The organism is Brevibacillus sp. FSL L8-0520 (assembly GCF_037963895.1).
In the GTDB taxonomy this organism is placed as follows: domain Bacteria; phylum Bacillota; class Bacilli; order Brevibacillales; family Brevibacillaceae; genus Brevibacillus; species Brevibacillus borstelensis.
In genome coordinates, this window is the sequence record NZ_CP150171.1 from 3,233,776 (window position 1) to 3,259,623 (window position 25,848).

The 25,848-nt window shown below is 51.0% G+C and carries 28 protein-coding genes; 12 read left to right on the plus strand and 16 right to left on the minus strand.

Going from position 1 to position 25,848, the window contains the following annotated elements:
* Nucleotides 1–91 precede the first annotated feature (91 nt).
* Nucleotides 92–1,324 carry a sporulation integral membrane protein YlbJ gene (gene ylbJ / locus NSQ24_RS16115; protein ID WP_003386048.1) on the plus strand — a complete coding sequence of 411 codons (1,233 nt, stop codon included), beginning with the start codon at nt 92–94 and terminating at the stop codon, nt 1,322–1,324.
* Between the two features lie 30 nt (nt 1,325–1,354).
* Here the strand turns inward: ylbJ and coaD are convergent, their stop codons facing one another.
* Together coaD and rsmD are read right to left on the minus strand one after the other, a co-directional pair.
* Nucleotides 1,355–1,837 carry a pantetheine-phosphate adenylyltransferase gene (gene coaD, locus NSQ24_RS16120; protein WP_003386050.1) on the minus strand — a complete coding sequence of 161 codons (483 nt, stop codon included), beginning with the start codon at nt 1,835–1,837 and terminating at the stop codon, nt 1,355–1,357.
* A 31-nt stretch (nt 1,838–1,868) separates the two neighbouring features.
* Nucleotides 1,869–2,510 carry a 16S rRNA (guanine(966)-N(2))-methyltransferase RsmD gene (gene rsmD, locus NSQ24_RS16125; protein WP_024982981.1) on the minus strand — a complete coding sequence of 214 codons (642 nt, stop codon included), beginning with the start codon at nt 2,508–2,510 and terminating at the stop codon, nt 1,869–1,871.
* A 402-nt stretch (nt 2,511–2,912) separates the two neighbouring features.
* On the opposite strand from rsmD, the gene NSQ24_RS16130 reads away from it, so the two are divergent.
* Complete coding sequence (locus NSQ24_RS16130) at nt 2,913–3,056, plus strand: hypothetical protein (protein WP_170208356.1); 144 nt, start codon at nt 2,913–2,915, stop codon at nt 3,054–3,056.
* 149 nt (nt 3,057–3,205) lie between these two features.
* Nucleotides 3,206–4,138 carry a Ku protein gene (locus tag NSQ24_RS16135; protein ID WP_003386053.1) on the plus strand — a complete coding sequence of 311 codons (933 nt, stop codon included), beginning with the start codon at nt 3,206–3,208 and terminating at the stop codon, nt 4,136–4,138.
* A 17-nt stretch (nt 4,139–4,155) separates the two neighbouring features.
* Here NSQ24_RS16135 and NSQ24_RS16140 read toward each other — a convergent pair whose 3' ends face one another.
* The 7 genes from NSQ24_RS16140 to NSQ24_RS16170 form a co-directional block, all read right to left on the minus strand.
* Nucleotides 4,156–5,034: a cation diffusion facilitator family transporter gene (locus tag NSQ24_RS16140; protein WP_024982980.1), complete on the minus strand. Its 879-nt coding sequence runs from the start codon at nt 5,032–5,034 to the stop codon at nt 4,156–4,158.
* Between the two features lie 135 nt (nt 5,035–5,169).
* Nucleotides 5,170–6,108 carry an RNA ligase family protein gene (locus tag NSQ24_RS16145; RefSeq protein ID WP_003386055.1) on the minus strand — a complete coding sequence of 313 codons (939 nt, stop codon included), beginning with the start codon at nt 6,106–6,108 and terminating at the stop codon, nt 5,170–5,172.
* Nucleotides 6,109–6,854: 746 nt separating this feature from the next.
* Nucleotides 6,855–8,102 (minus strand): MFS transporter, encoded by a 1,248-nt coding sequence (locus tag NSQ24_RS16150; protein WP_194247226.1) that lies wholly within the window; start codon nt 8,100–8,102, stop codon nt 6,855–6,857.
* Nucleotides 8,103–8,474: 372 nt separating this feature from the next.
* A complete protein-coding gene (locus NSQ24_RS16155) occupies nt 8,475–9,818 on the minus strand; it encodes an endospore germination permease (protein WP_003386057.1) in 1,344 nt (447 codons plus the stop codon).
* Between the two features lie 14 nt (nt 9,819–9,832).
* Nucleotides 9,833–10,069: a hypothetical protein gene (locus tag NSQ24_RS16160; RefSeq protein WP_003386058.1), complete on the minus strand. Its 237-nt coding sequence runs from the start codon at nt 10,067–10,069 to the stop codon at nt 9,833–9,835.
* 1 nt (nt 10,070) lies between these two features.
* The gene (locus NSQ24_RS16165; protein ID WP_003386059.1) at nt 10,071–11,246 is read right to left on the minus strand and encodes a Ger(x)C family spore germination protein; all 1,176 of its coding nucleotides are present in this window, start codon (nt 11,244–11,246) and stop codon (nt 10,071–10,073) included.
* A 40-nt stretch (nt 11,247–11,286) separates the two neighbouring features.
* Nucleotides 11,287–12,843, minus strand: a complete 1,557-nt coding sequence (locus tag NSQ24_RS16170; protein ID WP_172921135.1) for a spore germination protein — start codon at nt 12,841–12,843, stop codon at nt 11,287–11,289.
* A gap of 136 nt (nt 12,844–12,979) precedes the next feature.
* On the opposite strand from NSQ24_RS16170, the gene ligD reads away from it, so the two are divergent.
* The 3 genes from ligD (at nt 12,980) to NSQ24_RS16185 (ending at nt 15,144) form a co-directional block, all read left to right on the plus strand.
* Complete coding sequence (gene ligD / locus NSQ24_RS16175) at nt 12,980–13,882, plus strand: non-homologous end-joining DNA ligase (RefSeq protein WP_003386062.1); 903 nt, start codon at nt 12,980–12,982, stop codon at nt 13,880–13,882.
* A gap of 108 nt (nt 13,883–13,990) precedes the next feature.
* Nucleotides 13,991–14,788 (plus strand): prolipoprotein diacylglyceryl transferase, encoded by a 798-nt coding sequence (gene lgt / locus NSQ24_RS16180; protein WP_003386064.1) that lies wholly within the window; start codon nt 13,991–13,993, stop codon nt 14,786–14,788.
* A 116-nt stretch (nt 14,789–14,904) separates the two neighbouring features.
* On the plus strand, nt 14,905–15,144 hold the full coding sequence (locus tag NSQ24_RS16185; protein ID WP_003386066.1) for a hypothetical protein: 240 nt from the start codon (nt 14,905–14,907) through the stop codon (nt 15,142–15,144).
* 86 nt (nt 15,145–15,230) lie between these two features.
* Here NSQ24_RS16185 and NSQ24_RS16190 read toward each other — a convergent pair whose 3' ends face one another.
* The 4 genes from NSQ24_RS16190 to NSQ24_RS16205 form a co-directional block, all read right to left on the minus strand.
* Nucleotides 15,231–16,250 carry an inorganic phosphate transporter gene (locus NSQ24_RS16190; RefSeq protein ID WP_003386067.1) on the minus strand — a complete coding sequence of 340 codons (1,020 nt, stop codon included), beginning with the start codon at nt 16,248–16,250 and terminating at the stop codon, nt 15,231–15,233.
* Nucleotides 16,243–16,860, minus strand: a complete 618-nt coding sequence (locus tag NSQ24_RS16195; RefSeq protein ID WP_003386068.1) for a DUF47 domain-containing protein — start codon at nt 16,858–16,860, stop codon at nt 16,243–16,245. Before NSQ24_RS16195 ends, NSQ24_RS16190 begins: the two co-directional genes overlap by 8 nt.
* 320 nt (nt 16,861–17,180) lie before the next feature.
* Nucleotides 17,181–17,747, minus strand: coding sequence for a DUF167 family protein (locus NSQ24_RS16200; protein WP_024982974.1), 567 nt, complete (start codon nt 17,745–17,747; stop codon nt 17,181–17,183).
* A gap of 67 nt (nt 17,748–17,814) precedes the next feature.
* Nucleotides 17,815–18,246, minus strand: coding sequence for a MarR family transcriptional regulator (locus tag NSQ24_RS16205; protein ID WP_031932932.1), 432 nt, complete (start codon nt 18,244–18,246; stop codon nt 17,815–17,817).
* Nucleotides 18,247–18,469: 223 nt separating this feature from the next.
* On the opposite strand from NSQ24_RS16205, the gene NSQ24_RS16210 reads away from it, so the two are divergent.
* From NSQ24_RS16210 to NSQ24_RS16225, 4 genes are all read left to right on the plus strand, one after another.
* Complete coding sequence (locus NSQ24_RS16210) at nt 18,470–19,729, plus strand: MFS transporter (protein ID WP_003386071.1); 1,260 nt, start codon at nt 18,470–18,472, stop codon at nt 19,727–19,729.
* Nucleotides 19,730–19,922: 193 nt separating this feature from the next.
* The gene (locus NSQ24_RS16215; RefSeq protein ID WP_024982973.1) at nt 19,923–20,993 is read left to right on the plus strand and encodes a 3-oxoacyl-[acyl-carrier-protein] synthase III C-terminal domain-containing protein; all 1,071 of its coding nucleotides are present in this window, start codon (nt 19,923–19,925) and stop codon (nt 20,991–20,993) included.
* Nucleotides 20,994–20,997: 4 nt separating this feature from the next.
* Complete coding sequence (locus NSQ24_RS16220; RefSeq protein WP_003386073.1) at nt 20,998–21,507, plus strand: isoprenylcysteine carboxylmethyltransferase family protein; 510 nt, start codon at nt 20,998–21,000, stop codon at nt 21,505–21,507.
* Nucleotides 21,508–21,632: 125 nt separating this feature from the next.
* The gene (locus NSQ24_RS16225; protein WP_003386074.1) at nt 21,633–21,953 is read left to right on the plus strand and encodes a hypothetical protein; all 321 of its coding nucleotides are present in this window, start codon (nt 21,633–21,635) and stop codon (nt 21,951–21,953) included.
* A 10-nt stretch (nt 21,954–21,963) separates the two neighbouring features.
* On the opposite strand, the gene NSQ24_RS16230 is transcribed toward NSQ24_RS16225, so the two are convergent.
* The 3 genes from NSQ24_RS16230 to NSQ24_RS16240 all read right to left on the minus strand — a co-directional run bounded on the left by NSQ24_RS16230 (nt 21,964) and on the right by NSQ24_RS16240 (nt 24,329).
* On the minus strand, nt 21,964–23,079 hold the full coding sequence (locus NSQ24_RS16230) for an aminopeptidase (protein ID WP_251237483.1): 1,116 nt from the start codon (nt 23,077–23,079) through the stop codon (nt 21,964–21,966).
* Between the two features lie 183 nt (nt 23,080–23,262).
* Nucleotides 23,263–23,808 carry a hypothetical protein gene (locus tag NSQ24_RS16235; protein ID WP_024982970.1) on the minus strand — a complete coding sequence of 182 codons (546 nt, stop codon included), beginning with the start codon at nt 23,806–23,808 and terminating at the stop codon, nt 23,263–23,265.
* A 92-nt stretch (nt 23,809–23,900) separates the two neighbouring features.
* Entirely contained in the window at nt 23,901–24,329 is a 429-nt protein-coding gene (locus NSQ24_RS16240; protein ID WP_003386079.1) for a MarR family transcriptional regulator, read from the minus strand.
* Between the two features lie 411 nt (nt 24,330–24,740).
* Between NSQ24_RS16240 and lepB the strand changes: the two genes are divergently transcribed.
* A complete protein-coding gene (gene lepB / locus NSQ24_RS16245) occupies nt 24,741–25,301 on the plus strand; it encodes a signal peptidase I (RefSeq protein WP_003386080.1) in 561 nt (186 codons plus the stop codon).
* 79 nt (nt 25,302–25,380) lie between these two features.
* A complete protein-coding gene (locus tag NSQ24_RS16250; RefSeq protein ID WP_003386081.1) occupies nt 25,381–25,716 on the plus strand; it encodes a hypothetical protein in 336 nt (111 codons plus the stop codon).
* The last annotated feature ends 132 nt before the right edge of the window (nt 25,717–25,848 follow it).

Here is a 25,848-nt window from a genome sequence, read left to right on the forward strand (position 1 = left end):
CGCCAAACTTTTCATGCAAACAACGCAGGCGAATAGTTTTGTCCTTCCTCACGTAGACATGTACTATCTAGCTGCAGGACAGGAGGTAGCCATGACACGCCGCTCTCCCATTCTCACATTGTTATACGCTTGTTCAGCGATCGCTCTGGTCATCATTCTGGTCTCCCATCCGCAGACGTCCTTCGAGGCGGCGATCCGGGGCTTGAAAGTATGGTGGGAGATTGTCTTCCCATCCACTTTGCCATTTATCGTATTGTCTGAAATTCTGATGGGCGTAGGTGTCGTCCACTTCGCAGGCGTTTTGTTAGAGCCTTTGATGCGCCCCCTCTTTAACGTTCCGGGGACGGGCGGCTTTGTGCTTACGATGGGATTCGCTTCCGGGTATCCGGTCGCAGCCAAGCTGACAACCAGACTGCGGGAACAAGGAAGCATAACGCAGGCAGAAGGAGAAAGACTGGTCTCGTTCACGACGACAGGCGACCCCCTGTTTGTCATCGGGGCAGTCTCCATAGGCTTTTTCCACAGTGAACAGTTCGGTTTTGTCCTCGCCTTCAGCCATTACGCGTCCGCTTTGCTGTTGGGGGTGATATACCGGTTTTACTCGCCTTTTGCCCCATCCAGCAGACCTTTGGAAAAAAATCGCCTGCCCCTGCCGCTTCGAGCCTTGCAGGCGATGCACCGGGCCCGTATTCGGGACCGTCGGCCATTCGGGCGGCTAATGGGAGAGGCGGTTCAATCAGCCCTCCATACTTTGCTGATGATCGGCGGGTTTATCATCGTCTTTTCCGTCCTGATTCAGTTGTTCGCCACGATTGAGCTGACCCGATTTTTAAGCAGTCTGCTCGCCGTGTTTCTCGGTCCTCTGGGCGTCCCTTCGGCCTTCTCCTCCGGAATTATTGCCGGTTTGTTTGAGGTCACGCTGGGTGCTCAAGGAGTGAGCGTCGTCAGCTCTTCCGTACCTATGATCTGGAAAGCGGTCGTTGCCAGCGCCATTATTTCGTGGGGTGGGCTCAGCGTGCACGCTCAAGTGGCAAGCATCCTCAGCGAAACGGACATCCGCGTTGCTCCGTATCTGATCGCTCGGGTCATTCACGCCGGCCTCTCCGCTTTACTGGCCTTTTTCTGCTGGAAACCGTTAACGGCTGCTTCTACCTGGTTTTCCGAAAGAGACGTCCCGGTGTTTATGCCGACGACCTCCGGCGTGCCTGTCGTGAGCTGGTGGGATTCCTTGCTTCATTCCGGCCTCGCAGCAGGAGCTCTCCTGTGTGTTCTGCTGCTGCTCAGCTTTTTGTTGCGCGGCACGAAAGGCCACAAGCCGCAATAAACCGGAGGCAAGAAATCAACGGAGAAGGTGTCACTTGCCGGCAAATTTTTTCGCCAGCGCATCCTCTACCGGGGGCGGCACCAGCCCTTTAACGCTTGCGCGGTATTTGGCCAATTCCCTGACGATGCTGGAGCTCAGGTAGGCATACTGCGGGTTGGTCAAAAGAAACATCGTCTCTACATCCTCGCCAAGCGTTTTGTTGGCCGCCGCGATTGGCATTTCATAGTCAAAATCCGCATTTGAGCGCAGACCGCGGAGGATAACGCTTGCCTTCTGTTTGCGCATGTAGTCCATCAAAAGTCCACTGAAGGAATCGACTTCGACATTAGGCAGGTGTGCGGTCGACAGCTCCAGCATTTCTACCCGTTCCTCTACGGTAAACAACGACTGCTTTTGCGAGTTATTCAGTACAGCAACGATTACTTTGTCGAATATCCGGGCACCTCGCGCTATGATGTCGAGGTGTCCGTTCGTTACTGGATCGAAGCTTCCCGAACATACGGCAATCCTCATAGATTTCCTGCCCCTTTGCGTAGTTGTAGAATCATTCCGGCTGCTGGTCACTTTCCGATGCAGCTTTTGGTTCAAGTTCGTCCGTTTGCTCTTGCTCCTGCTTTTGATCCGTCGGGCCGCCCGGTTCGAAGCGGTAGATGGTAATCGTCGTTTCACCATATGTAGACGTGCGGTCAAGACAGCATTCGCCAATCACGTCGGGCAAGCGGATGGCGCTGTCGTGTTCGGCGACGATCCAGGCTCCTTCCGCGAGCAGTCCTCCCTCCTGCATCTGCATGATCTCCTCGGCGATATGCTGATGGGCATAAGGTGGATCGAGAAAAACAACATCGAAGGCGATCTTCCTTTTAAAGAGCTGCTTTAATGCTCTGCCCGCATCGTTACGGTACAGCTCGGCCCTCTCCTCCAGCCGGCAGGCGGCTACGTTCTGTTTGACGACGGAAAAGGCCTTGGGATCCCTTTCCACAAATACGCATCGCTCGATTCCCCGGCTTAACGCCTCAATCCCCAAACCGCCTGTACCTGCGTACAAATCAAGAGCAATTCCGCCCGAGAAATAAGGACCAATCATATTGAAGATGGACTCTTTTATCTTGTCAGTAGTCGGACGGGTCCCTTTTCCGGGCACCGCCACCAGCTTTCGTCCCCTGTGTTCACCTGAAATTACGCGCATAAGCCATTCACCTTTGCAGTCTGGTTTTATTCCTCTTGGTTGAGAATGATTTCATACTATCACAACGGCCTAGGCCGGTAAAATTATTCAGATGGAAAATTTTTTCGCAGATGCTGAATAAAACGCACCTCCACTGGAAAAGAATATGGATAGCGACGCAACGGTGTCGCTGACAACCGCGGAGAAGACTTACGTTTCCCCATAAGCTCTTCCTCCGGTTTCTCCTCTCCCATAATTGAAAAGCAGTTCCTACTCGCGCACGGCGTGTCTGATAGGAGCATTCCGTGCCACCGCTCCCGAACAGGGAGAGATGGACTGCTGCCTCACTGCATTTGCGGTGAGGTTTTTTTTTCTGTCTGCAGGGCACACTAACGCCAGTTTCGTGTACTGGAGGGATGAAACATGGCTGAAAAACTTCCATCGAAGCAAAAGCAGGAGGCTGCAGCGGCTCAGTCACGCGCTGACCGGACAGGAACAGGCAAGGAAGAAGCTCGCCTCATGCAGTCCGCAGCAGATCAATCGGACATCGTCAAGCACGGACAATAAGCAAACAGGCCAGCCTGAAAGCGAAGGCTGGCTTTTTCTATGGAAAAAAGCGCTGCTCCCACAACGGCGCAAATCGCCTTCTTTTCCCTACCCGATCCGATCAAAACATGCGGATACTAACGTAACAAGAGCAAAAAAGGGGGATTTTCGTGCATACCGTCTGGAAGGGGTCGATCAGCTTCGGACTGGTCAACATACCTGTGCGAATGTTTACTGCAACTGAAGAAAGGGATGTCCGTTTTCGCCAGCTTCACAAGGAATGCCATACACCGATCCGGTATACGAAAATGTGTCCGCATTGCGAAAAAGAAGTGGGTGCCGAAGACATCGTTCGCGGTTTTGAGTATGAAAAAGGAAATTACGTCATTATTCAAGACGAGGATCTGGAAGCCATTACTCCCGAAACGCGCAGAGCCATCGAAATTGTAGATTTTGTCGACTTGACCGAGATTGATCCGGTTTATTTTGACAAAAGCTACTTCCTTTCGCCACAAGAAACCGGGGACAAGGCTTACTCCCTGTTGCGGGCAGCGATGAAGGAAACGGGAAAAATCGCGATAGCCCGGGTGACCATGAGAAACAAGGAAAGTCTCGCTGTCATTCGCCTCTATGAGCACTGCATCATGATGGAAACGATCTTTTATCCTGATGAGGTGCGCCCGGTAGCTCAGGTGCCTGCGCTTCCAGAAGCTGATGTGGCGCTGGCGGAAAATGAACTGAGGATGGCTGCCGAGCTGATCAATAATATGACGACAGCTTTTGAGCCGGGCAAGTACAAAGATGAGTATCGAAGCAGCCTGCAGGCGCTGATCGAAAAGAAAAAGGAAGGAAAAGAAATTGCCGTGGCTCCCGCTGCGCCGCGCGCCAACGTCGTCGATCTGATGCAGGCGCTCCGAGAAAGCTTGGCGGCGACTGGAGATCAGGCCACTCCGGCAAAATTGGAGCCGCATCCAACGCCAGCCCCTCCAGCAGGAGTCAAGAAGCAGCCTGGAATCAAGCCCGAACGCAAAAGCCCCGAAAAGCCGACCGCCGCGACAACGACAACAAAAAAACTGCGCAGAAAAAAAGCAGAAACGTCCTGACCCGTCTCTGCCCTTGTTTATCTGGCCAGCCGTTCATCCGGCTCAATATGAATGTGCACGGTCCCGATCTTGTGTTTTTCCTTCATGTGTTTCTCAATCTCTTCTGTAATGACATGGCTCTCCAACACATTCAGGTCCGGATCGACATGAATAACGGCGTCGACGATTACACTGCTTCCCAGGTATCGGGCTTTGATGTCTTTGATCTCGGCGACACCGGGTATTTGTGAAATCGTGTTACGCAGGACCTCCAATTCACCGTAGTCAAATCCATCGGTGAGACGGTGGGCGGCTTCTCTGAAAATCTCCCACGCAGTTTTCAGGATGATCACGCCGACTACAAGCGCTGCCAGCGGGTCCAGCCAATGGAGTTGGAACTGGGCCCCGGCAATCCCCACAAAAGTACCGATGCTCACCCATGCGTCGGAGCGGTTGTCCTGCGCAGCAGCAGCTACAGCTTGACTGTCAATCAATTTGGCCAAACGGATGTTGTAACGGTAAACAGCCAGCATCACCACAGCAGAGCCCAGCGCCACCCATGCAGCCACCATATCGGGCGCCTGCACCTCCGGATTGAACAGGGATGGCACGGCCCTCGTCAACACTTCAATTCCGACCGCAAACATAATGAAGGAAGCGACCATCGAAGAGATCGTCTCTGCCCGGAAATGCCCGTAGGGATGATCTTTATCCGGCGGCTTGCGGGCGATTCGAAGTCCAATCAAAACAGCAATGGATGCTATCACATCCGTCGTGTTGTTCAATCCGTCAGCCAGAAGCGCCTCCGAGTCGGCAAACAAGGCAACGACAACTTTTATGATCGAACAGAAAATGTACGCGGCGATACTGATCCACACCCCGCGTTCTCCCTGCTTTAAATTTGCGTAAACATCCATCCGAACCACTCCAATACAATCCATTTCAAGCGATCTTCATCGTATCAGACCCGGTTCGTGTGGGTCTACAGAAACAGTTTTAGTCTGACCCATGATCGTAGAGGGGGGGAAACTATGTTGGCCTTGGTCAATTTTTCAACTCTCCAAAACACAGTGATCAGCAGGTACATCAACAACCGCTTGAATACTGGGCTGTCGCAGTGTGTATCCCTCTGTCCACTCGGCAAATTGGACCTTCACCGTGATCTTTGGCGTCAACCAGACAGCTCCTTTGACTCTCGATGGTTTGTTGGCAAAGGGTGAATTCTGTTGCGTCAAAGGCGCTATCCTTTCTGTAAGGGCCCTCCAGTCGCTTTGAGTGAATCTGCCTGTTCCCGCATGGCCAATGTAAAATAAATGCCCCTCTTGATCATACAACCCCAAAAGAAGGGCATTTACGATGTTATCGCGGAGTGTCACTCCCCCAACAACTGCGATGGTGTCCCGGTAATATTTTTTCTTTTGCCACTGCTTCTCTTTGCCGCCAATGACATATTTGCTGTTCAGATCTTTCATGACTATGCCTTCCATCCCATGCTGCTGGATAACATCATACAAAGCCTGGCCATTGTCATTGCCAGGAACCAATTGGACGTGCTCATTCGGCATGATGATTTCCGACAGCAGGCTCATGCGTTCACGCAACGAACGATTGATAATCCACTCGCCATCCAGGAAAATCACATCAAAGATCATGTAGGTAATCGGAACCGCTTTTTGTGCCTGACTGACTTTTTCCGGTCGCCGAATGCCATCCCGCCGCATCACTTCATGAAATGACGGTTTTCCGTCAGACCCTAATGCGATGACTTCTCCATCCAGGATTACGGAGCGAGCTTTGCAGTATGTTTGTATGTCAGCAAGCTCCGGAAATTGGATTGTCCGCTCATTTTTTCTCCGGTTGAACAAACGCGTTTCCTGTCCGTCAAAGTAGGTAACAATTCGGACCCCATCCCATTTAACCTGGGCTATCCAGTTCGGCCCTTCGGGGATTGTTTCGCAGCTGATCGGTTCCATCGGAATGATTGGATGCATCCTTTCACCTCATGAAAAGGATTAATTCGTACCTCTTACCATCAACATCTCCACATTCGGCCATTCAAATGCATGATGCGGGCAGAACACAAAAAAGCGGTTCTTTTCTTAGAAACGGAGACAGCTTTGAATCACTCGTTTTTGGCTGCTGCGAAAAAAAGCAGTGCTAGCCCAAGACAGAAAGGATAGCCTCAGACTTTGCACTGCCTTTATTTATTTCTGTTCATCAAGTTCTACAAAGTAGTGGTCCTTCCGATATGACACTGCCTCCATCGTAGCTATCAGATTTTCCTCGTGACATTTATCGATCCGATAGAATCCTGTACGAACGTTTCGTTTAACCTCCGTCGCACGGGCAACGATTCTGTCTCCGGCTTTGCTGATTCCATAAACTGAATAGTGGTGGAGATGCCTCAAGGATGTATTTCCGTACGCGTTACAGGCAACCGAAAATGCGTGGTCAACCAACGCATAGATAACTGCACCATGTACGGTTCCCTATGCATTTACCATATGATTTTGAACATCCGGCACCGCTTCCGCAAAACCGGCCTCAAACTTTGTTACCTGAATACCTGATGATCGGGCATACGGGCCGCTCTGTACCTTTGATCATTGCGGAACTCATTTTAACGGGAAAAGCAAAGCGTCGAGGAAAAAAGGCAGCTTGTCCAGTCGGCCAATTCCATTTTTTCTGGTATGTTCCGCAAGCTGCAGGAAATAGCCGGGGATGAATCCACTCCGCTTTATAGCGACATGCTCTCAGATTTGGCCGCTTTATGTTTGCTATGGTACCAAATGCCAACTGGTATCAGCAGCAGTGAAAGAACGCCGCCGCCAAGCGAAAGGGCCGCGTAGCTGGAATACGCTACGACCATGCCGGATAATGCTCCGCCCGAAGCCCCCGCCAAAGCAACCAGGACATCAATGGTACCTTGCGTTTTTGCCCGAGTAGACGGGTTGGTTGCATCTACGATAAGCGCTGTGCCGCTGATCAATCCGAAGTTCCAGCCAAGCCCGAGCAGAGCGAGAGCAATCGTGAGCAGCAGCATGGAATCTGCAGGTGCGACAGCCGACAGGACCCCGGCTGCAAGCAGAATCGCCCCAGACGCAAATGACATCGCCACTCGTCCCACCTTGTCAACGAGAATACCGGTCACAAGAGACGGCAGGTACATGGCGCCAATATGAACGCCGATGACCAACCCTACCTCACTGAGCCCATGCCCGTGGTGTTTCATGTGAACAGGTGTCATCGTCATGATCGCGACCATAACGATTTGGGTTAAAATCATGACAGTCGCCCCGACAATAATGCCCCGGGTGTTTGCGGATACGAGCGAGCTTTCTTTCGCAGCCGGGCTTTGATCCTTTTTGTGTGCATCAGCGATTGCCTTGGCTACAACGAATGGGTCCGGACGGAGGAAGGTCAGAAATACAAGCCCTGCCAGAATAAACGCGGCGGCACCTAGAATGAAAGGACCTGCCAGAGCCGGAACTCCGATCGAGGCGGCGAATCGCCCCATTACCTCCACCAGATTTGGACCAGCAACCGCACCGAAAGTAGTGGACACCATTGCAATACTGACTGCTGTTGCCCGCTGTTGCGGCTTAGCCAAGTCCGTCCCTGCATAGCGTGCTTGCAGGTTTGAAGCCGTGCCTGCACCATAGAGCAGCAGTGAAGCGAAAAGAAGCCATATATTGTGACCAACAGCCGCAAGCACTACCCCAACCGCACCTACGCCACCAGTCAAGAATCCTGCTGCGAGTCCAAAACGACGTCCGAAACGCTGAGAGAGCCGCCCGACCAGCATCGCGGCTACTGCAGAACCAAGGGTGAGCAGCGCGGCAGGAATCCCCGCAAAGCTGTCCGTTCCGAGCATATCCTGGGCGAGCAGCGCTCCGACCGTTACCCCGGCTGCAAGGCCGGCTCCTCCGAAAATTTGTGAAATGACAACGATAAGCAACGTTCGCTTGTACAGCTTCCCCTGCATTTCCGGGGATTGAATGTAATGGTGGAAGCTCGATTTTTGATTTTGGTTTGCGCTTGCGTCACAGGGTTCTTTTGACACGAACGGGAACCACCTTTCCAGTCTAAATTTTGGGCAGCCTTGCATATTGATCGGTTTCATGTTCCCGTTTCGCATGAATCAGGCAATCAAACCGTTGCGAGATCATCAGGCAAGAAGAGGCTGGCTGCATACTTACGAGCAAACAAGTATTGGCGAAGATTGTAAATCCACTTCATGGAAAAGTCAAATCATTTTGAGCAATCCCAGGATTGCAAAGGTCGTACAAGTGTAAAGCCGGTTCCACCCTTGCCCTGGTGAAAACCGGCTCTTTCCGACAGCTCAAGCTCTGTTTCTCTAAGCCCTTCTCGCGATTGATTTTGCTCGCTCCATGATATGATTCAGGGACTGCAGTTCCAAATAAGAGAAGATAAACGCCGCCAAAAATCCAAAAAAGTAAACGGCACCGAAAACTCTTCCCCATCCCCCATAAAAGGGCTCTATAAATGAACCGATCAAAAGAGAAATCGTGCATATGGCAAAACATATCCACCACAATCGTGTGTATCTGCGATATTTCTTTAGGAGAGGGTGGCTGCCTTGATCCGAGCCTGCTCTCTTTCCTGCCTTTTGCCGTGCGGACAAGAACAGCAATAGCAACATTGGCCATTGGATCAACGGAACAAGTACAGGCAATACAAAGCCGATGAAGTTATTCACGTCGTTTATGTGCTGAAAGGTAGTAATGCTGAGGATCAGGACAAACCAGCCAAACGGCCCGTTGCAATACGTATAGTCCTCCCTTCTGGTCAACGTCCCGATCCCGATCAGTAGGGTCAAGTAGGTGATGACCACTTTAATCGCGAAAGCGGGAAACCAGATGCTGAACAGCATCACCTCGACCCGGTCGAGGAAGTCAGTCAAGTGGATCTGCTCAACGAGAACATATACGGGATAATTCAAGCGGCTTGTGATCAGGTATCCCATGACACCCAGTTGAATAATCAGGATCAGCATTATTCCGAAGCCGGCCATCGTCGCCCCGTGCTTAACCGCCGAAAAAAACAACCGGGATTGGGAAATGGCATGCAAAAAAGCGCCAAAAACAAAGATATCCCCGTACAACCCCCCTGACATCCAATTGCTCAGCAGCAACGCGACAAACTTGCTGTCCATAATCGGCTCGAGTCGTCGAAGATCATATTCGTTGGACAAGATAAAATACATCGAGAAAGAGAGTATAAAAAACATCGGGAAATACATCTCATTTACCCGAGCCGCCACTTCCATGCTGGACCGCCCGAAATACTGGAGAACCACGACAAAGACGAGAAGAATAATCTCCAGCGGGGTCTCGCTCAGCAAACTGAGATGCAGAAAATGACCGACTCCTTTTATATCGCGCAAAAGGATGAGCAAGAAAAAAAGCAGCAGTATTCCATTAAACAGGCTGCCGGCAACACGCCCTCTGGTCTCTATCAAGATTTCAAATATGTTCTTCCCCGGATAAGCCCGAATGAGCCTTTCAAACACATAGGCGACAAGAACCGTATACATGACAGGCAGCAATTGGGACAGCCAGGCATCGTTTTTGGCCACGACCGCCAGTTGCTGCGGAAGGCTGACAACGGCCCCTGTCATAATCACACCGCTCGTCAGCCAGGCGATCTGGCGATGGTTGATCACTTGTTTGACTTGCAAATTTTCCTGCCCCCTTAGTAAAGGCTCATCATCCATGCTTTAACCCTTGACTCGAAAGCACTGATCGTGTTTTGAAAGGGCTTGAAGATATCAACCTGGTAAAACGCAGCGACGAACAGGCACAGCGTTGCGATATAGAGCAGATAGATGACCACTCTCATTTTTGAAGAACGGTGATGCTGTAACATGATGTCACGGATTGCCATCAAAGAGAAGGAAAGGAGAAAAATCCCTGCAAAAATCAGGTTCATTTTATCTCATCTCCTCCTTGGTTAGGTTCTCTGTGGTTTGTCCGATGTTTGGAACAGTCGCTCTGGTACGAATCTCAAATGTCACTGCTTTCAAATGCTTGTCCCAGTTTTCGCGAAACGATGTTTTCCATAGCTGAGGATATTTTCTTGCGAGCACCAGTCCCAACCCCGCTATGTCGCTCTGGTTTTTCACCATTTCCTGAAGGGTTGTTCGTATGCCTTCGCTTATGTTGGCAGCCAGCTTGTTTTCCAGCATGCGCAAATTCTTCGAGTTTCCCCAATCGGTACCGCTGTGATCTTCAATGATTGCCGCTCTCGCGTGGACGTTTATTTGAAAATGAACCTTTCCATTACGGACGATCGGTGTAATTTCCATCCTACCTTGATTTACTTGAACACTGATCTCCCTGTTTTTTCGGATATCAAAATCCGTAGCGTACGAATAGAAAGTCGGTTGGAACCATCGAATCCCTTTGGCATGCTCCAAAGTTAAAAAATGAGCGAACCGATCATCGCGAAACATGGAAAAACCGATCAGCTCGATTTCCTTTGATTTCCCTTTTGGTCTGGAATCAACGCTTGCCAATACTGGCAGATACGCATCGACACCAGGTGTATTCAACATCTGCGCAATGTCTTTTACCGTAACGGTAACACCCACCATTTTGATCAATTCTCTCATCGCTTCCGCAGAAAATCTCTCGAACTGAGGCTGGGCTTTGAGAAGATCGAAGCCTTTCCCTTTCGCCACGACCATGTATGCTGTCAGGCGGTTTTCCGGGAAACGGGCGATGACATCAAGTATTTCTCTCAGCCCTGATTTGGCTGTCTCCTCGCCAATGACAATCACCCGATGATGGGCGTAAAAAAGCTTTCGACTCATCCTTGACTGCAAAACGTTGTTCGCTTCCCGGAGTGTTTTTCCGGTAGCCGAATCCACATAATAGCTCTTGTCTCCACTGGTCCCTCCACCACCGCCGGAAGGACCTCCGAGACTGCTGACCAGGGGGAGTTGTACAGACATCCGGTACAAGCCGTCCTCTTCCTTATCCACCGCGAAAGCAAGGATGAGCGCCAGATCGTTCACTTCTACCCGATCCCAGCATCCCGTAAGCAGCAGTGAATGAATCAGGATGACGATGATACTAGCAATTTTGAAGCGGGAACTCCTTTTCACAGTACCACTCCCCCGGTTATTTCTGTTTATTTTAGCCTCCTCAATCGCTCGTTTGTCTGGACTTATTGATCGAGGCTGTGTTCAAGCGTTTTTCGTCCTCTACCCCCGTAAAGCTTGGGCGTTTCTCCATTATTGTCCAAGGAGCACGAATCAGCACATCCTTGAAGTCGCCTATCGACATCGGCGCCAGCGGGGAAAGGTACGGCACCCCAAACGAGCGAAGGTTTGCCATGTGTCCCATAATCAGAAGAATGCCGACCAGAATGCCGTATATTCCCAAAAAGGAGGCGGCAAACATCAATGGGAAACGAAGCATCCGCAAAGCGATCGATGCATTGTAATGCGGCACGGTGAAGGAAGCGATTCCCGTGATCGAAACGACAATTACCATCGGTGCCGAAACGATTCCCGCCTGGACGGCAGCCTGTCCTACGACAAGCGCCCCCAGAATGCTGACTGCCTGCCCTACTGTTTTCGGCAATCGAATCCCCGCTTCGCGCAGGGCCTCGAACGAAATCTCCATGATCAGCGCCTCGACAATCGCCGGAAACGGAATGGATTCCCGCGCTGCCGCGATGCTCAGCAATAAAGTGGTTGGGAGCATCTCCTGATGGAAGGTCGAAATCGCTACATAGCCTGCCGGTGTAACAAGAGAAATAGCCAAAAACAAATAGCGCAGCCAGCGGACGAGTGTGGCCATCTGAAAGCGTTCATAGTAATCCTCGTTGGCTTGCATCATCATCCAGAACGTAGTCGGAACGATCAGGACCATTGGTGTCCCGTCGACAAAAATAGCAATCCGCCCTTCCAGCAAAGCGGCTGCAACCGTATCAGGCCTTTCCGAATATTGGACCTGCGGAAATGGCGACAAAGCATTATCCTGGATCATCTCTTCGATATAACCCGATTCCAGAACCGCGTCGATCTCGATGTGCTCGATTCTCGAAATAACCTCGTCCCGTAAAGCAGGGTCTACTATTCCTTCCAGATAGGAAACGACGAGGTTCGTATTGCTCTCCTTGCCAACGACGATTGATTTCATTTTCAATCGGGGCGTTTTCAGCTTCCGCCGGAGAAGGGACGTATTCGTCCGGATATTTTCAATGAATCCCTCCCGCGGCCCCCGTACGACAACTTCCCCTTCCGGTTCGTTTACGGAACGTTTTTCGGCTCCGCGAATCCCGAGCGTGAGAGCAATGTCGTTGCCGTCTACGAGAATTCCCGTATCTCCCCCAAGCACAGCCGACAGAAAATCCTTGTAGCTCGTGACCTCGGAAATTTGCGAGACGGGGAGAACTTCATGCTCGATGCTCCTGATGCTCTCCCGGCCACCCTTCAGGATCATCAGCGCCCTCAGTGCTTCATTAACGGATTGCGTATCAATCAAGCCATCTACAAAGACCGCACAAGCTTGAACACTGTCTTTCAGTTGAAACTCACGCAGAACAAAATCCGAGCAATCCTGAAACAGATGTTCAAGAATCTCAATGTTCTCTTCCAAAGAAGAACGAACGGGAAAAGACTCCAGCTCGCTCAGACTTTTTTCGTTTAACTGGGCAATATTTTGTTCCTTCTTTGACTGACGAGTATGCTTCATACGATTCACCAACTGTTGGTAAGCTACCCGTATTATGTTACTCGGGTTTCCAAAATATGCAGGTGCCTCGCTTGCATATGTTTGGCCAATGCGGGAAAAGTAGGGGCAGCACTAGTCCCAGAGGGAGGGATTTGTCTTGCCTACTGAAGCTGCTGACATTACCGTTGCCGTTGCGGGCAAGGAATTGACGATTACGAATCCAACCAAACCGCTTTGGCCGGAAGCAAACGTCACCAAATGGGATTACATCGGTTATTTAATGGAGGTCGCCTCTCCGTTTCTGGCTTATACGAAAGACCGCCTTTTAACTGTTATCCGTTATCCCCACGGCATCCACGACAAGCATTTTTATCAAAAGAACATTCCTGAGTACGCTCCGGACTGGATCGCTTCCAGCGTATGGGAAAATACCGCTTATCCCCTCTTAAATGATGCGGCGACTCTTGTTTGGTTGGCGAATCAGGCGGCACTGGAATGGCACGTCTCGTTTCACCTGGCGGGAGACGAGATACCGACTGAGCTCGTTTTCGACCTTGACCCGTCTACACCGGAATTCGCTCCCGTCGCCGAAACGGCCATGCTTTTGAAGGAGCTGTTGGACGATTTGCAGCTCCCCTCTGTCGTCAAGACTTCTGGCGCATCGGGCTTGCAAATTTACATTCCGATCGAACGTCGTTATACATTTGAACAAACGAGACAGGTCGGGCATTTCTTGGCGACCTACCTGGCGGAAAAGCGGCCTGATCTGATCACATTGGAGCGCCTGGTCAAGAACAGGGGCACGAAGCTCTACATCGATTACTTGCAGCCCTGGCGGGGAAAGACCTTGACCGCCCCCTATTCGACGCGGGCCCGCAAGGAAGCGACCGTTTCCACACCGCTTCGCTGGGAAGAGGTTCCCCATATCCACCCGACTGATTTCACCGTCCATACGGTTCCCGAACGGTTGCAAAAGTTCGGCGATTTGTTCGCTGCCGTCCATGACCAGAAGCGTGCTTCCCTTGATTCGATCCTGGCCTTTCTGAAACAAAAGCCATAAGTGCGGCGGTCCACAGGCTGCCTGCTGTTGCCATCTGCACAATTGGAACTGCGCATGCGATTTGTGCTATACTGTGCAGAGATGTTTGGAGGCAAGGAGGAATACAACATGATTGATCCGATAGCATTATCACTTGGCCCCATCAATATTCACTGGTACGGAATCATTATGGGGTTTGCGTTTTTTCTGGGCACGTATCTCGCCCGCTACAATGCCAAGCGTTCGGGCATAGATCCTGATCACGTCCTGAACATGGTCGTACTCATCATTCCCGCTGCCATCATTTGCGCTCGTGCTTACTACGTCATTTTTGAGTGGGACCAGTACAAAGACAATCTCCTCTCCGTTTTCTACGTTTGGGAAGGAGGGCTGGCGATTCACGGCGGCTTGATCGGCGGCGTTCTCGCCGGTGCCTGGTATGTCCGCAAGCACAACCTGCCGTTTTTGCTGCTGGGGGATGCGATGATTCCCAGTGTCATTCTGGGGCAAGCGATCGGCCGCTGGGGCAACTTTATTAACCAGGAAGCGCACGGCGGACCGGCAACTGCGGAGTACATGGCTCATTTTCCTGCGTTTATCCGCGACCAGATGTACATCGGGGGGCAGTATTACCACCCAACGTTCTTCTACGAGTCGATGTGGAACCTGCTCGTCTTCGCCATCCTGATGGCAATGCTGTACCGCTTCAAACGCTTTGACGGACAAGTATTGTTCAGCTATCTGGTCCTGTATTCAATCGGCCGCTTTTTTATCGAGGGCATGCGTACAGACTCTCTCCTGATCGGCGGAACATTGCGCGTTGCCCAATTGGTCAGCCTTTCTCTAATCGCGGTGGGCATTATCTTGCTGATCGTGTTTGCGAGAAAAAGCAGACAGTCCATCCAGTCCCACAATACTTCAGAATAAGAAACAGAATGACAGAGCCACCCTCCAACGAGCGGTGGCTTTTCTTTCGGGGCACCTGCGTCTGAATTGTCGAAAAGATGGGCATACTGAGGAAAAAACAAGGCGGGTGTTTTGATATGAATGAGGGTATGTTGGAGGACTACCTCGACAGGGATGTCCGGGTTCACTTCGCACCGGCGATGATTTCCGCTGGTACATCCTCCTTTGAAGAGGGGCGGCTCTACGATTACAGCGAAGACGGCATTCTTCTGGAGATGACGGACGGGTCTCTCGCGTATATTCCCATCTCATCCATACGCATGGTCACCATCAAACCGAAACAAGGCTTTTGGGCGCGTCTGACGCGTCCGTCATAACTTTGCTGGCAGCAAAAAGCGTCCTTCCCCGTACGGCAGGAAAGGACGCTGGCATTTTATTTATGAACGCTATAAACGAATTCCTTTTACAGGAACACATCGTACACCACGTAACAGGCAGCAGCCAGTAAACCTGTAGCCGGCAACGTGATTACCCATGTGACCAAAATCCTTCCGGCAAGCCCCCATTTAACAGCTGAAAACTTTTGGGAGGCACCTACGCCAAGAATCGAGGAAGTAATTACGTGCGTTGTACTGACCGGCAGCTTGAACGCCGTAAAAATGGTGATGATCATCGCCGACGAAAGGTCTGCAGAGAAGCCGCTGATCGGCTTGATTTTCATGATCTTGCCGCCCATCGTCTTGATAATCCGCCAGCCGCCGACAGATGTCCCTAGTGCCATCGCCACCGCAGCGGAGATTTTGACCCAGAGAGGAATGGAGAAGTCACCGTTTTCCGGCGTCATAAATCCACCGGAAATCAATGCGAAGGTAATAATCCCCATCGTTTTTTGCGCATCGTTGGCTCCATGGCTAAAGGATTGCCAGGAGGCAGCTACGACCTGCAGCATCCGAAAACCTTTGTTCGTCGGATGATACGCCATATTGGCTACGATCGCCGAAATGATCTTGATTACGGTAAAACCAACGACAAATGCGATCAATGGAGAAAAAATCAAGGCTTGTACAATGCTGATAAAGCCTGCCATGTTAATGGAACCGACGCCAGCAGCACCTACGACTGCCCCAGCGATCCCGCCAATCAGCGCATGCGAGGAGGAGCTGGGAATTCCGAACCACCAGGTGATCAGGTTCCACAGGATGGCTGACGTCAATGCAGCAAGCACGACGACCAATCCGTTTTCCAACTGGAACGGGTCGGCAATCGATCCTCCGATCGTTTTCGCTACCCCTGTGTACGTGAGCGCCCCGATCAGATTTAAGAACGACGCGATAATGATAGCCGTGCGCGGGCTTAACGCTCGGGTAGACACTGAAGTCGCGATGGCGTTAGCGGTATCGTGAAATCCATTGATAAAGTCGAAGCTAAGCGCCATGATCACAACGAGGATCAGGATAATCATATCCGGGGAAAGACTAGGCATTCTTCAGCACGATCCCTTCTACCAGGTTGGATACGTCCTCGGCAAAGTCGGCACAGTCTTCCAGTTTGTCGTAAATTTCCTTGAGCTTGATCGCTTCGATCGGATCAGCGTTAGGAGCGTTGAGCAAATCAGAAACCATTTTACGGTAGTTGGAGTCGGATTCATGTTCCAATTCCTTGATTTCGGCAGCGTATTTGGATACGACCTGATGATCCAGTTTGCGCAGCGTACGGATCAATTCGATCAGCTTCGCCGAGCATTTCACCAAAATGTTGGCCTGTGCAAGCACGCGCGGATCTGGCTGGCGCACCTGGTACAAGTACATCCGGTCTGCTACGCCGTCGATGTAGTCGATCATTGAGTCCATCGTATGGGCCAACTGGTGAATATCTTCCCTCTCCAGCGGAGTGATAAAGGTAGAGTTCAATTCATTCATAATCCGGCGAACGATCTCGTCCCCTTCTTTTTCCACCGACTTGATTTCTTTTACTTTGGATTCCAAGTCCTGGTAGTTCCCGATCATTTCATAAAACAGATGGGTTCCCTTGTGGACATTGGCAATTTGCTGCTCGAACAAGTCAAAGAAGATGTGCTTTTTGCTTTTTAACATAAGATCAGTCGTCACTCCTTTGAATAACTAACGCCTCACCGATTATATCGAACAACTTTGTGAAGGTAAATTTAAAAACAAGGACAAATGTGTATTTTTTTCTTTAAGAAATTGTTAAGTTTTTGTAAAGACAGATGACAAATGAAAAATGATGCGTTAAAACGGCCCCGATCCTTATTTTCTGAAAGGATAAAAAAATACCCGTCCGCCTAGGGTACGAGTGTTAGTGTTGCCAGTTGTTCACTTTTTATTTCCCGGCTGCCAGCATGCCGTTTTTTTCTTTGACTTCCCCCTTTGCTGCCTGGACTCGGCAGCAGGAATCAGCGGCGGTGCGTGATCCGGTAAAGCTTGCGCTGGCTGGCGTAGCCTTCGACCAATTCAATATCGTTGTCATATGCGTGAAACCTCTTCTTTAACAAGGCACGGAGTTCATCGTGTGTCTGGCTGTCCCTTGGAGATCCTGTCACCTCGACGACAAGCATTCCCTTGAGTGTCTCCCCCGTTATGGCCGTTCTCTTTTTGCCCGGTTTGACCCAGAGAGTCAGCTCTGTGACCTCCCGCTTCCATTCCGCCGCCTTCTCCAGCTCCTGGCTGATGATCTGAAAAGACTTCCCGGGTAACTGCTTTCTCCTCGCCGCCTCCATCTCCCTGCTGGCCGCTCGTGCTGCACGCTTGGCAGAAACGACGCGGCTCGGCTGAATTTCGAGCGCCTCGACTCCGCATATCCGGTCGAGAAGCCTTGGCAGGCGGTGCAAGAACTGCAGGATTGTAGCGTAAGGAGGGTCTTCGCCGCAACGCTCCGTGACGACTTTGTAAAGCCCGTTTTCCACCATTTCGGCGATCATCAGCCAGCCCGGTCCGTCTGCCTTTCGTACGGTCAATTTCATCCTTCTCACCCCAACTAATTGTATATACAACCATTAGGGTAACAAAAGGATATTGCATATGCAACCATCATTTCTCCAGGTGGTCCCTCAGCCTTACCACCATGCTTAGAAACATGTCTTGTTCAGCTTTCGAAAATGGCGCAAATACGCTTTGCGTGAAATGGTCCCGTACTGCCTCCAATGTTTCTTCTATGACCTTCACTTTATCAGGCTCCATTTTTACGATGTAGCTTCGGGCGTCCTGGGAATGGGGCTCCGTTTTCAGCCAGCCTTTTTTCAGCAAACCGGGCAAAATGCGCGATATCGTCGTCTTGTCACGCAAAGTCCGCTTTCCCAATTCCGAGGGAGTGAGCCCGTCCGTCTGTGCGGTCGCAACCAACAGTTGCCACTGCTCGGGAGTTATGCCAAACGGCCCAAGCGCTTTGGCTGTCTCTTCCCTGATCAGTTGGCCTACGCGATGAAGGTTGTGGCCGAGGCTGTCTCGAAAGCGATCTGTCATGTACCCTGTCTCCTTTTATTCTACCCTTGGGGGATCTGGTCTTCCTGCGATAATGCAGTTACTTCCTATAGAAACACAGGAGTAAGCATCCGTCAAAGCTCTTTTATAGCTTTTAAATCTCTGAAAGTTGCCAACAGAAACAATTTCCTTTCTTTTCAATAGACGCTCCCTTATACTTATGTCTTACTAAATAACCTTTTATCGGAAGAGAGGAATTTGTCGCATGGCTTGGCTGCAGAACATCATCTCACGCTATGATACCACGATTTGGATACGCGTGATCGGAACCATCCTGACAACGTTTGCCGGTTTTATGCTTCGCCCTTTTCTCGCTTTCTATTTGTACGATCGGATGGATGGGAATCTTCTGGTAGCAGCAATGGTTACAAGCCTTCAGCCTCTCACCAGCATCGTGGCCAGCGTATACGCCGGTGGACTTGCCGACCGCTATGGACGCAAGCCTTTGATGGTGGCCGCTCTGGTCATCGAGTCGATTTCGATGGCGGGCTATATTTGGGCCGAATCCCTGATCGCCTTTGCTTCTCTAACCATCCTGAATGGAATTGGAGCCGCTTTGTTCTGGCCTGCTGCCAGCGCCCAGGTGACAGACGTCGTCCCGGAAGAAAAGCGCAGCGAGGTGTTCGCCCTGCTCCATACCGCTTTAAACCTCGGAGCAGCCGCAGGCCCTCTTATCGGGGTCACGCTTTACAAGATCAACCCGGCTATCGCCTTCGGAATTTGCTCGGCGACGCTCATGATCTATTGTCTGTTGATCATGTGGAAAATCCCGGAGACACTCCCCAAGGAAAGAAGGGAATCCGGCAAACAGAAAGGGGGGCAGCCAGAGGACGTGTCAAAAGCGCCGAAGCTCCGCTTGCGGGAGCATACCACCCTGCTGTGGATGACATTGGCCGCAATCCCCGTCTCACTGTTGTACTCGCAGGTGGAAATTATCCTGCCGCAGCACTTGCGCACTCGCTTTGACGACTTCCTGACGGTATTTGCCACCTTGATGACAATCAATGGAGTACTGGTCGTCTGCTGTCAAATCGCCATTGCCAGGTTTGCCGATCGGTTCCCGCCCGAGCGAATTATTCTCGCCGCTTACCTGCTGCTCGGATGCGTCGGATTCGGTTACGGTTGGGCCCCAGTATTCTGGCTGCTCGTAGTGGCCGAAGCCATTTTTACGATTGGCGAGATGCTCTATGGCCCGCAGATCCAAAAGGCGATCTCCGTACTGGCACCAGCGGAGCTCCGAGGGAGATACTTTTCCATTTTCGGCGCGAACTGGGGAATCACCGGTACGATAGGTCCGTCCACCGGAGCCGTCGCGTTTCGCAATATCGGCGGCGCGTACTGGTTTTCCATCGTCGGTCTGCTCTTGCTGATCGCCGGAGTGTTTCAATACGGTTTGGTGAAAAAGGCTGTCAGAAAGTCGTCTTCCGCACCGGCAGAAACTTCTGTGAATATGTCCGCATCATGATCCGCAATTATTGTTGCTGGAACAAATAGGAACATACCTGCTGGCGGAATCTTGGCTGCGGATTGCAAAACAAGCTAATGTCTGGTCGTTGCCAGGCTTTGGCTTGTTTTTGTTTTGCTTGCTTCCTGTCACGAATGTATTCCTTGCGGTAGGGAAAAATGGAACTACTTACCTTTTAGAGGAGGTGAGCTCGCTGGCGCGGATTACTGCTGCTGCTACCGCTGTTCCTGCTTATGAAGTGACGCAAGAGGCTTCGATGGCCTTTGCCCGCCTGTTGTTCCAGGATGCTTTTCCGGACATCGACCGGCTGATCAGCATTTTTTCCCACAGCCGGATTCGCAAGCGGCACTTTTGCATGCCGCTGGAATGGTTCGGACAAGACCACAGCTTTGCCGAAAAAAACCGGTTGTACATACAACACGCTGTAGCTCTCGGTGCCGAGGCGGCGAAACGCTGCCTTGAGAACAGCAATTGCAGAATAGACGATATTGATTGCCTTGTATTCGTATCCAGTACGGGTATAGCCACACCCAGTATCGATGCCCACCTGCTGAACCGCCTGGGACTGCGCTCTGACATCACCCGCATTCCTCTGTGGGGGTTGGGCTGTGCGGGCGGAGCGATGGGACTCGCCCGCTCCTGCGAATATGTCAACGCCTACCCCAAGCGCCGGGTCCTGTTGCTCAGTGTGGAGTTGTGCGGCCTGACATTTATTCGCCAGGACGTTTCCAAAAGCAATCTGGTCGCCACCTGCCTGTTCGGGGACGGCGCTGCAGCTGTGCTCATCGAAGGGGATGAAGTGGTACATACAGGCGTCTCTGATCAGCCGCAGCTCCATTTTTGCGCTGCCCGCTCCAGGACGTGGTCCGATTCGCTCGATGTCATGGGCTGGGAAGTGACCGACCCGGGACTGAAAGTTGTCTTTTCCAGAGATATTCCCACCCTGATTCACAAATCCATGCGAGAAGAGCTGGAGAGCTTTCTTGCGCCCCTCGGCACAACCGTGGAGAAGCTGAGGCACTTTATTTTCCACCCGGGCGGCGCAAAGGTGCTGAACGCCTACCAACAAGCATTGCAGCTCCCCGCTGACTCGATCAGGTTTTCAGAAGAGGTTCTGCGGGATTACGGAAACATGTCGTCCCCTACCGTCCTCTTTGTGCTGGAAAAAAGCTTGCAGAAGCCGTGGTCGAAGGGAGAACAAGGCCTGCTAGCTGCCCTTGGTCCCGGCTTCAGCTCGGAATTCATCCTGCTGGAAGCGAGGTGAGGCCGTGTCCTTTTTCCTGATTGTCTATATGGCTGTTGTCCTCCAGCGCCTTCTGGAGCTCAGGCTCGCCTCGCGAAATGCCCGGTATTTGCGTTCGATTGGCGGGTATGAAGTCGGTGCTGACCATTACAAGTACATCGTATTTCTACATGTCGGTTTTTTTGCCGCGCTGCTGGCCGAGGGCATCTGGCGAAAAGGCATGCCTGCCCCTTGGTGGCCCCTGTCTTTTTCGCTCTTTCTATTCGCGCAGACTCTTCGCTACTGGTGTATCCTGACTCTCGGAAAACGTTGGAATACGCGGATCATCATCCTTCCCGGCGCTCCCCCGATTACACGCGGCCCTTACCGTTACATCCGGCATCCCAACTACTGGATCGTGACGATCGAGCTTTTCACACTGCCGCTGACCTTTTCCGCCTATGTTACAGCCATGTTCTTTACCATCTGCAATCTCTGGCTGCTGCTGCGGGTCCGTATCCCAGCCGAAGAACGAGCCGTATACAAGCATCGATAAAAAGAACCCGACGCTTCAAATCGGGTTCTTCCGCGTGTTTATTTCACATGATCAGCGGGTAGATAGAAAGTACGATTTTTTTAAGTACCTTCCCATTTTCCATTACTGACACGAGGTGACCTGTTTTGAAAACGACCAGCATGGAAGGCCCCCATGAAGTAAAACACATCATCATCCGTGAATTTTACAGCATGATTGAGCACTTGCCTGATAACGATCAAACCGCCACGATTCAAAAACTAGTCCGTTACTTGCAAGGGCTGCTGCGCATCAAGCAGGTAATCCCGCCCGTCGTAGAGATCATGACCTTGATCAAGAAGGCAAAACCGACCTTGTACAGTGCCACACGCAGAACGGTGGCTGCCACCAGCAATCTGCATATGCTGTTTCAGGTTGACATGGACCCTGTGCTTGCTGAACAGCGCATGCGCGATTTTATAAAATAACGGTTGCCGATCAGGAGCTGAGGTTTTCTGGGTTGAGACATTCTAATTCCGGAATGACAAACCGGCCGTCCTTTCGGATCAGAACATCGTCAAACCAGATCTCCCCTCCGCCCCAATCCGGTCGTTGGATCGATACCATGTCCCAGTGGACAGAGGATTTGTTTCCGTTGTACGCCTCGTCATAGCACTGGCCCGGCGTGAAGTGGAAGCTTCCGTCAATCTTTTCGTCAAACAGAATGTCCTTCATCGGATTTCGGATCAGCGGATTTACGCCGATCGCAAACTCTCCGATATAGCGCGCACCCTCGTCTGTATCCAGGATAGCGTTCAAGCGCTCCGTATCGTTGGCTGTCGCCTTCACGATTTTGCCCTGCTCAAAATGCAGGCAGACCTGTTCGAAAGTAAATCCGTTGTACGGAGTCGGCGCATTATGCGTAATCACTCCCTCTACGGAATCCCGTACCGGCGCTGTGTACACTTCTCCATCGGGAATATTGCGCAATCCGGCACATTTGACAGCCGGGATGTCCTTGATGGAAAAACGCAAATCAGTGCCTGGTCCTACGATTCGAACGCGATCTGTCCGGTTCATCAACGCAACAAGGCTATCCATCGCTTCGTTCATTTTACTGTAATCAAGGTTGCACACCTGGAAGTAAAACTGTTCGAAAGCATCGGTACTCATGTTCGCCAATTGCGCCATGGACGGATTCGGATAGCGCAACACCACCCATTTTGTCTCAGGCACCCGGACATCCATGACAGGCAGCTCGTAAAGACGCGAGTACATACTCATCCGATCAGCCGGCACATCTGCCATCTCATTGATGTTGTCGCCTGCGCGTATCCCGATATAACAGTCCATCTGTTTCATCAAGGCTGTCTCATGCTCCGCCAGCAGCGTCAGCTGTTGCTCTGTACACTCTTTGGCGAGCTCCCGTTTGATCTTCGGATCGACCAGTTGAACAAACGGGTTTCCTTTTGCCAGATACACCTCCCGAATGATCGCCTGAACCAGCTCAGGCGTATGGCCTACCGCATGTATCAGTACATTTTCTCCCGGCTGAACACGGACAGAATAAGAAACAAGATTGCGCGCCAATTCCTCCAAACGCGGATCTCTCATACGTTCACCCCTTTTTCAATTTTCTGACTCCCTTCTATTGTTCGCAATCAACCCTTGCAAGTCAATAAAAATTTTTTTATTAAAGACCGGCAGCTCGGACCGATTACACATACCTAAACAAAAAAGCAGCCTCTTCCCGGTGGAAAGAGACTGCTTTTTCGCGTTCATTTATTGGACTGTTCCTTATTTATCGCTATCGGATTCAGGAGCGGACCATACCCAGCCGGAACGAGTTCCAGTGTCAGCACCTTTGCTGGAAATGACGATGGTATTGTCCTCTGTCGGAGCAGCTACCCAACCAGTGCGTGCAGCTTCTTGGCTAACAACTGGAGAGATGACGATTGTTTCGTCTTCCTTCGGCATTTGAATCCAACCTGTCGGCTGAACATTTTGCGCCTGACCGCGCTCCAAAATGACATACTGGTCTTCTACCGGCATGTTTACCCAGCCTTGTGTTGGTGCTACGAAGGCACCCCGGTCGCTGACTACGATTGTTTGATCTTCCAGAGGGGCATTTACCCAGCCTTTAGCCGCAGCATTGCTGTCAATTTTATTGGTAATGGTGATCGTTTGATCTTCCAATGGCATGTTAATCCAGCCGCCTTGGCCGTTTCCAAATACAGGTTTTTCAGGTTGAGTCGCTACTTCTTTAGCAAATGCAGCGTTCGTAAACAGCGTTGCGCCCAGCACCATGGTTCCGAGCATGAGAGTTGTCATTTTTTTCATCATTCATACACTCCTGTCTTTTCACGCTGTCCATGAAATATCTCTTAGCCGCTATGCTACGCGATACCGGTTGCCCAACAGGCAAACGCGATCCTTCATTCCTCGAGGCCTTGTTTCATTTTTCGCAAATAGGTTGCAAACTGCTCAAGCTCTTCGTCGCTCAAGCTCTTCAACAAGCCCTTCATCAGGTTCCTTCGCTTGCATAGCAACCGTTCGATCAAGGGGATCGCTTTATCGGATACGGTTACCCAAACAACCCGCCGGTCCTGTTCATCGCGAATTCTGTTGACGTATCCGGCTTTCACCAGACGATTCAAAGCAATCGTCGTTGCACTGTTGGATTGCCGTAACACAGTTGCGAGATCCGAGACGGTACTGCGCTGCTTGTCGTAGAGGACACGGAGCAGTATGAATTGTTTTGGACTGATAACCTCATCTTCATCCAATAGCCAGTGACTGATAAAGTAACGGGCCATCTCGATAAAGGCTTGATCCAGTTCCTCGATTTGAACAGCGCGAGACATTTCGCTCACATCATCACCCATTTTCAGAAAGTAAATACTTTTACTATAAAACTATATAGCGTTTGGTTTTATAGTGCAAGTATTTCGATAGTTTCTGCGCATTTATGTACCCGCCTGAAAATAGGTTGATACGAGAGTGGACAATGCGTTTATGATTTAATATTTTTACTGTAAAACTAATTTGCAATGTCATATTACTTCATAATGAAAAACATGGCAAGATGTTTAATGGTGACGAATTTGTGAACAGGAGGCAAGTCCCATTTCCCACCGATTTCCATGAATCCGGCTTCTTCTTCGCTTTGAAAGCATGTATAATAAGAACATCTGTCGGTTTTTCCCCAAAACGTGAGAAGACCCGCTACATACAAAGATATGCCGACGGAGAAACTTGTACATGGGAGATTGCTTATGGAACAAATTGAACGTGCTGCCAAGTGGAAAACAGAATTGCTTGATTGGGTAAAATCGTTTGTCTTGATTGGCGGACTCACCGCTTTTATCTATGTCTTTGTCATGGCGCCTTATGTTGTACAAGGCCGCTCCATGGAAAGCACACTGCACGACCGTGAACGCGTCATCGTCAACAAGGCCATCTTCTATTTGAAGAACCCGCAAATCGGTGATATCGTCATCATTCACCCGGATGCTTCGGGGGAAAATTGGATCAAGCGGGTCGTCGCCCTGGCCGGCGATACGGTAGAAGCGAAAAACGACCAATTGTACGTAAACGGCCAGCCTGTCAACGAGCCGTTCCTGACAGCCAACAAATTAAAAGCTGCTGCTGAAGGTGTCACGCTGACGGAAGATTTTGGACCGATCACAGTTCCGGAAGGACATATCTTCGTGATGGGTGACAACCGTAACAACAGCATGGACAGCCGTGCAATCGGGCCTGTCAGCCTTGATCATGTCGTGGGACGGGCCGAGCTTGTCTACTGGCCGCTGGGAAGCATCCGTCTGCCCAAGTAATTGCAAGCGAGTAATGAATCCTCTTCCTTTCGCTCATCCTATGATGGTACGGCATAACGATCATCAGGAGGTTGGGAAGATGCACAATTTGCAACATACTCAGCAGGAAATCGCTCAGTGCAAGCAAATCGCTCAGCAAATGATTCAGCAAACGATGCAAGCGAGCAATACGTATCGGCAAATGCTCCAACAGGAACAGCAAAACGCAGCCACTCTGCAACAGCTTGCTGCGCGTGAATTTGAGGCCGTTCGGATGATTCAACAGGCTTTGCAAGGACATGATACGGCTATCCGGCAGCTGCAGCAGGTCATCTCTTACTGCGATCAAATGGAACGCGAGCTGCTTCAAAGATCGTACCAGCAGCAGACCGCTTTCTCTCAGCCGTCTTTGACCGCAGTTACGGGAAGACAGTAGCTGTTATTACCGGGAGTCCTGGCTGCCTGGATTTATCCGGGAAACCATTCAAAAAACATGCAAAGAGCATGACGCGGGGGATTGTCCGTCCTTCCCGCGTCTTTTTGTTTGGGAGCAGTTCTCTGTGCAATG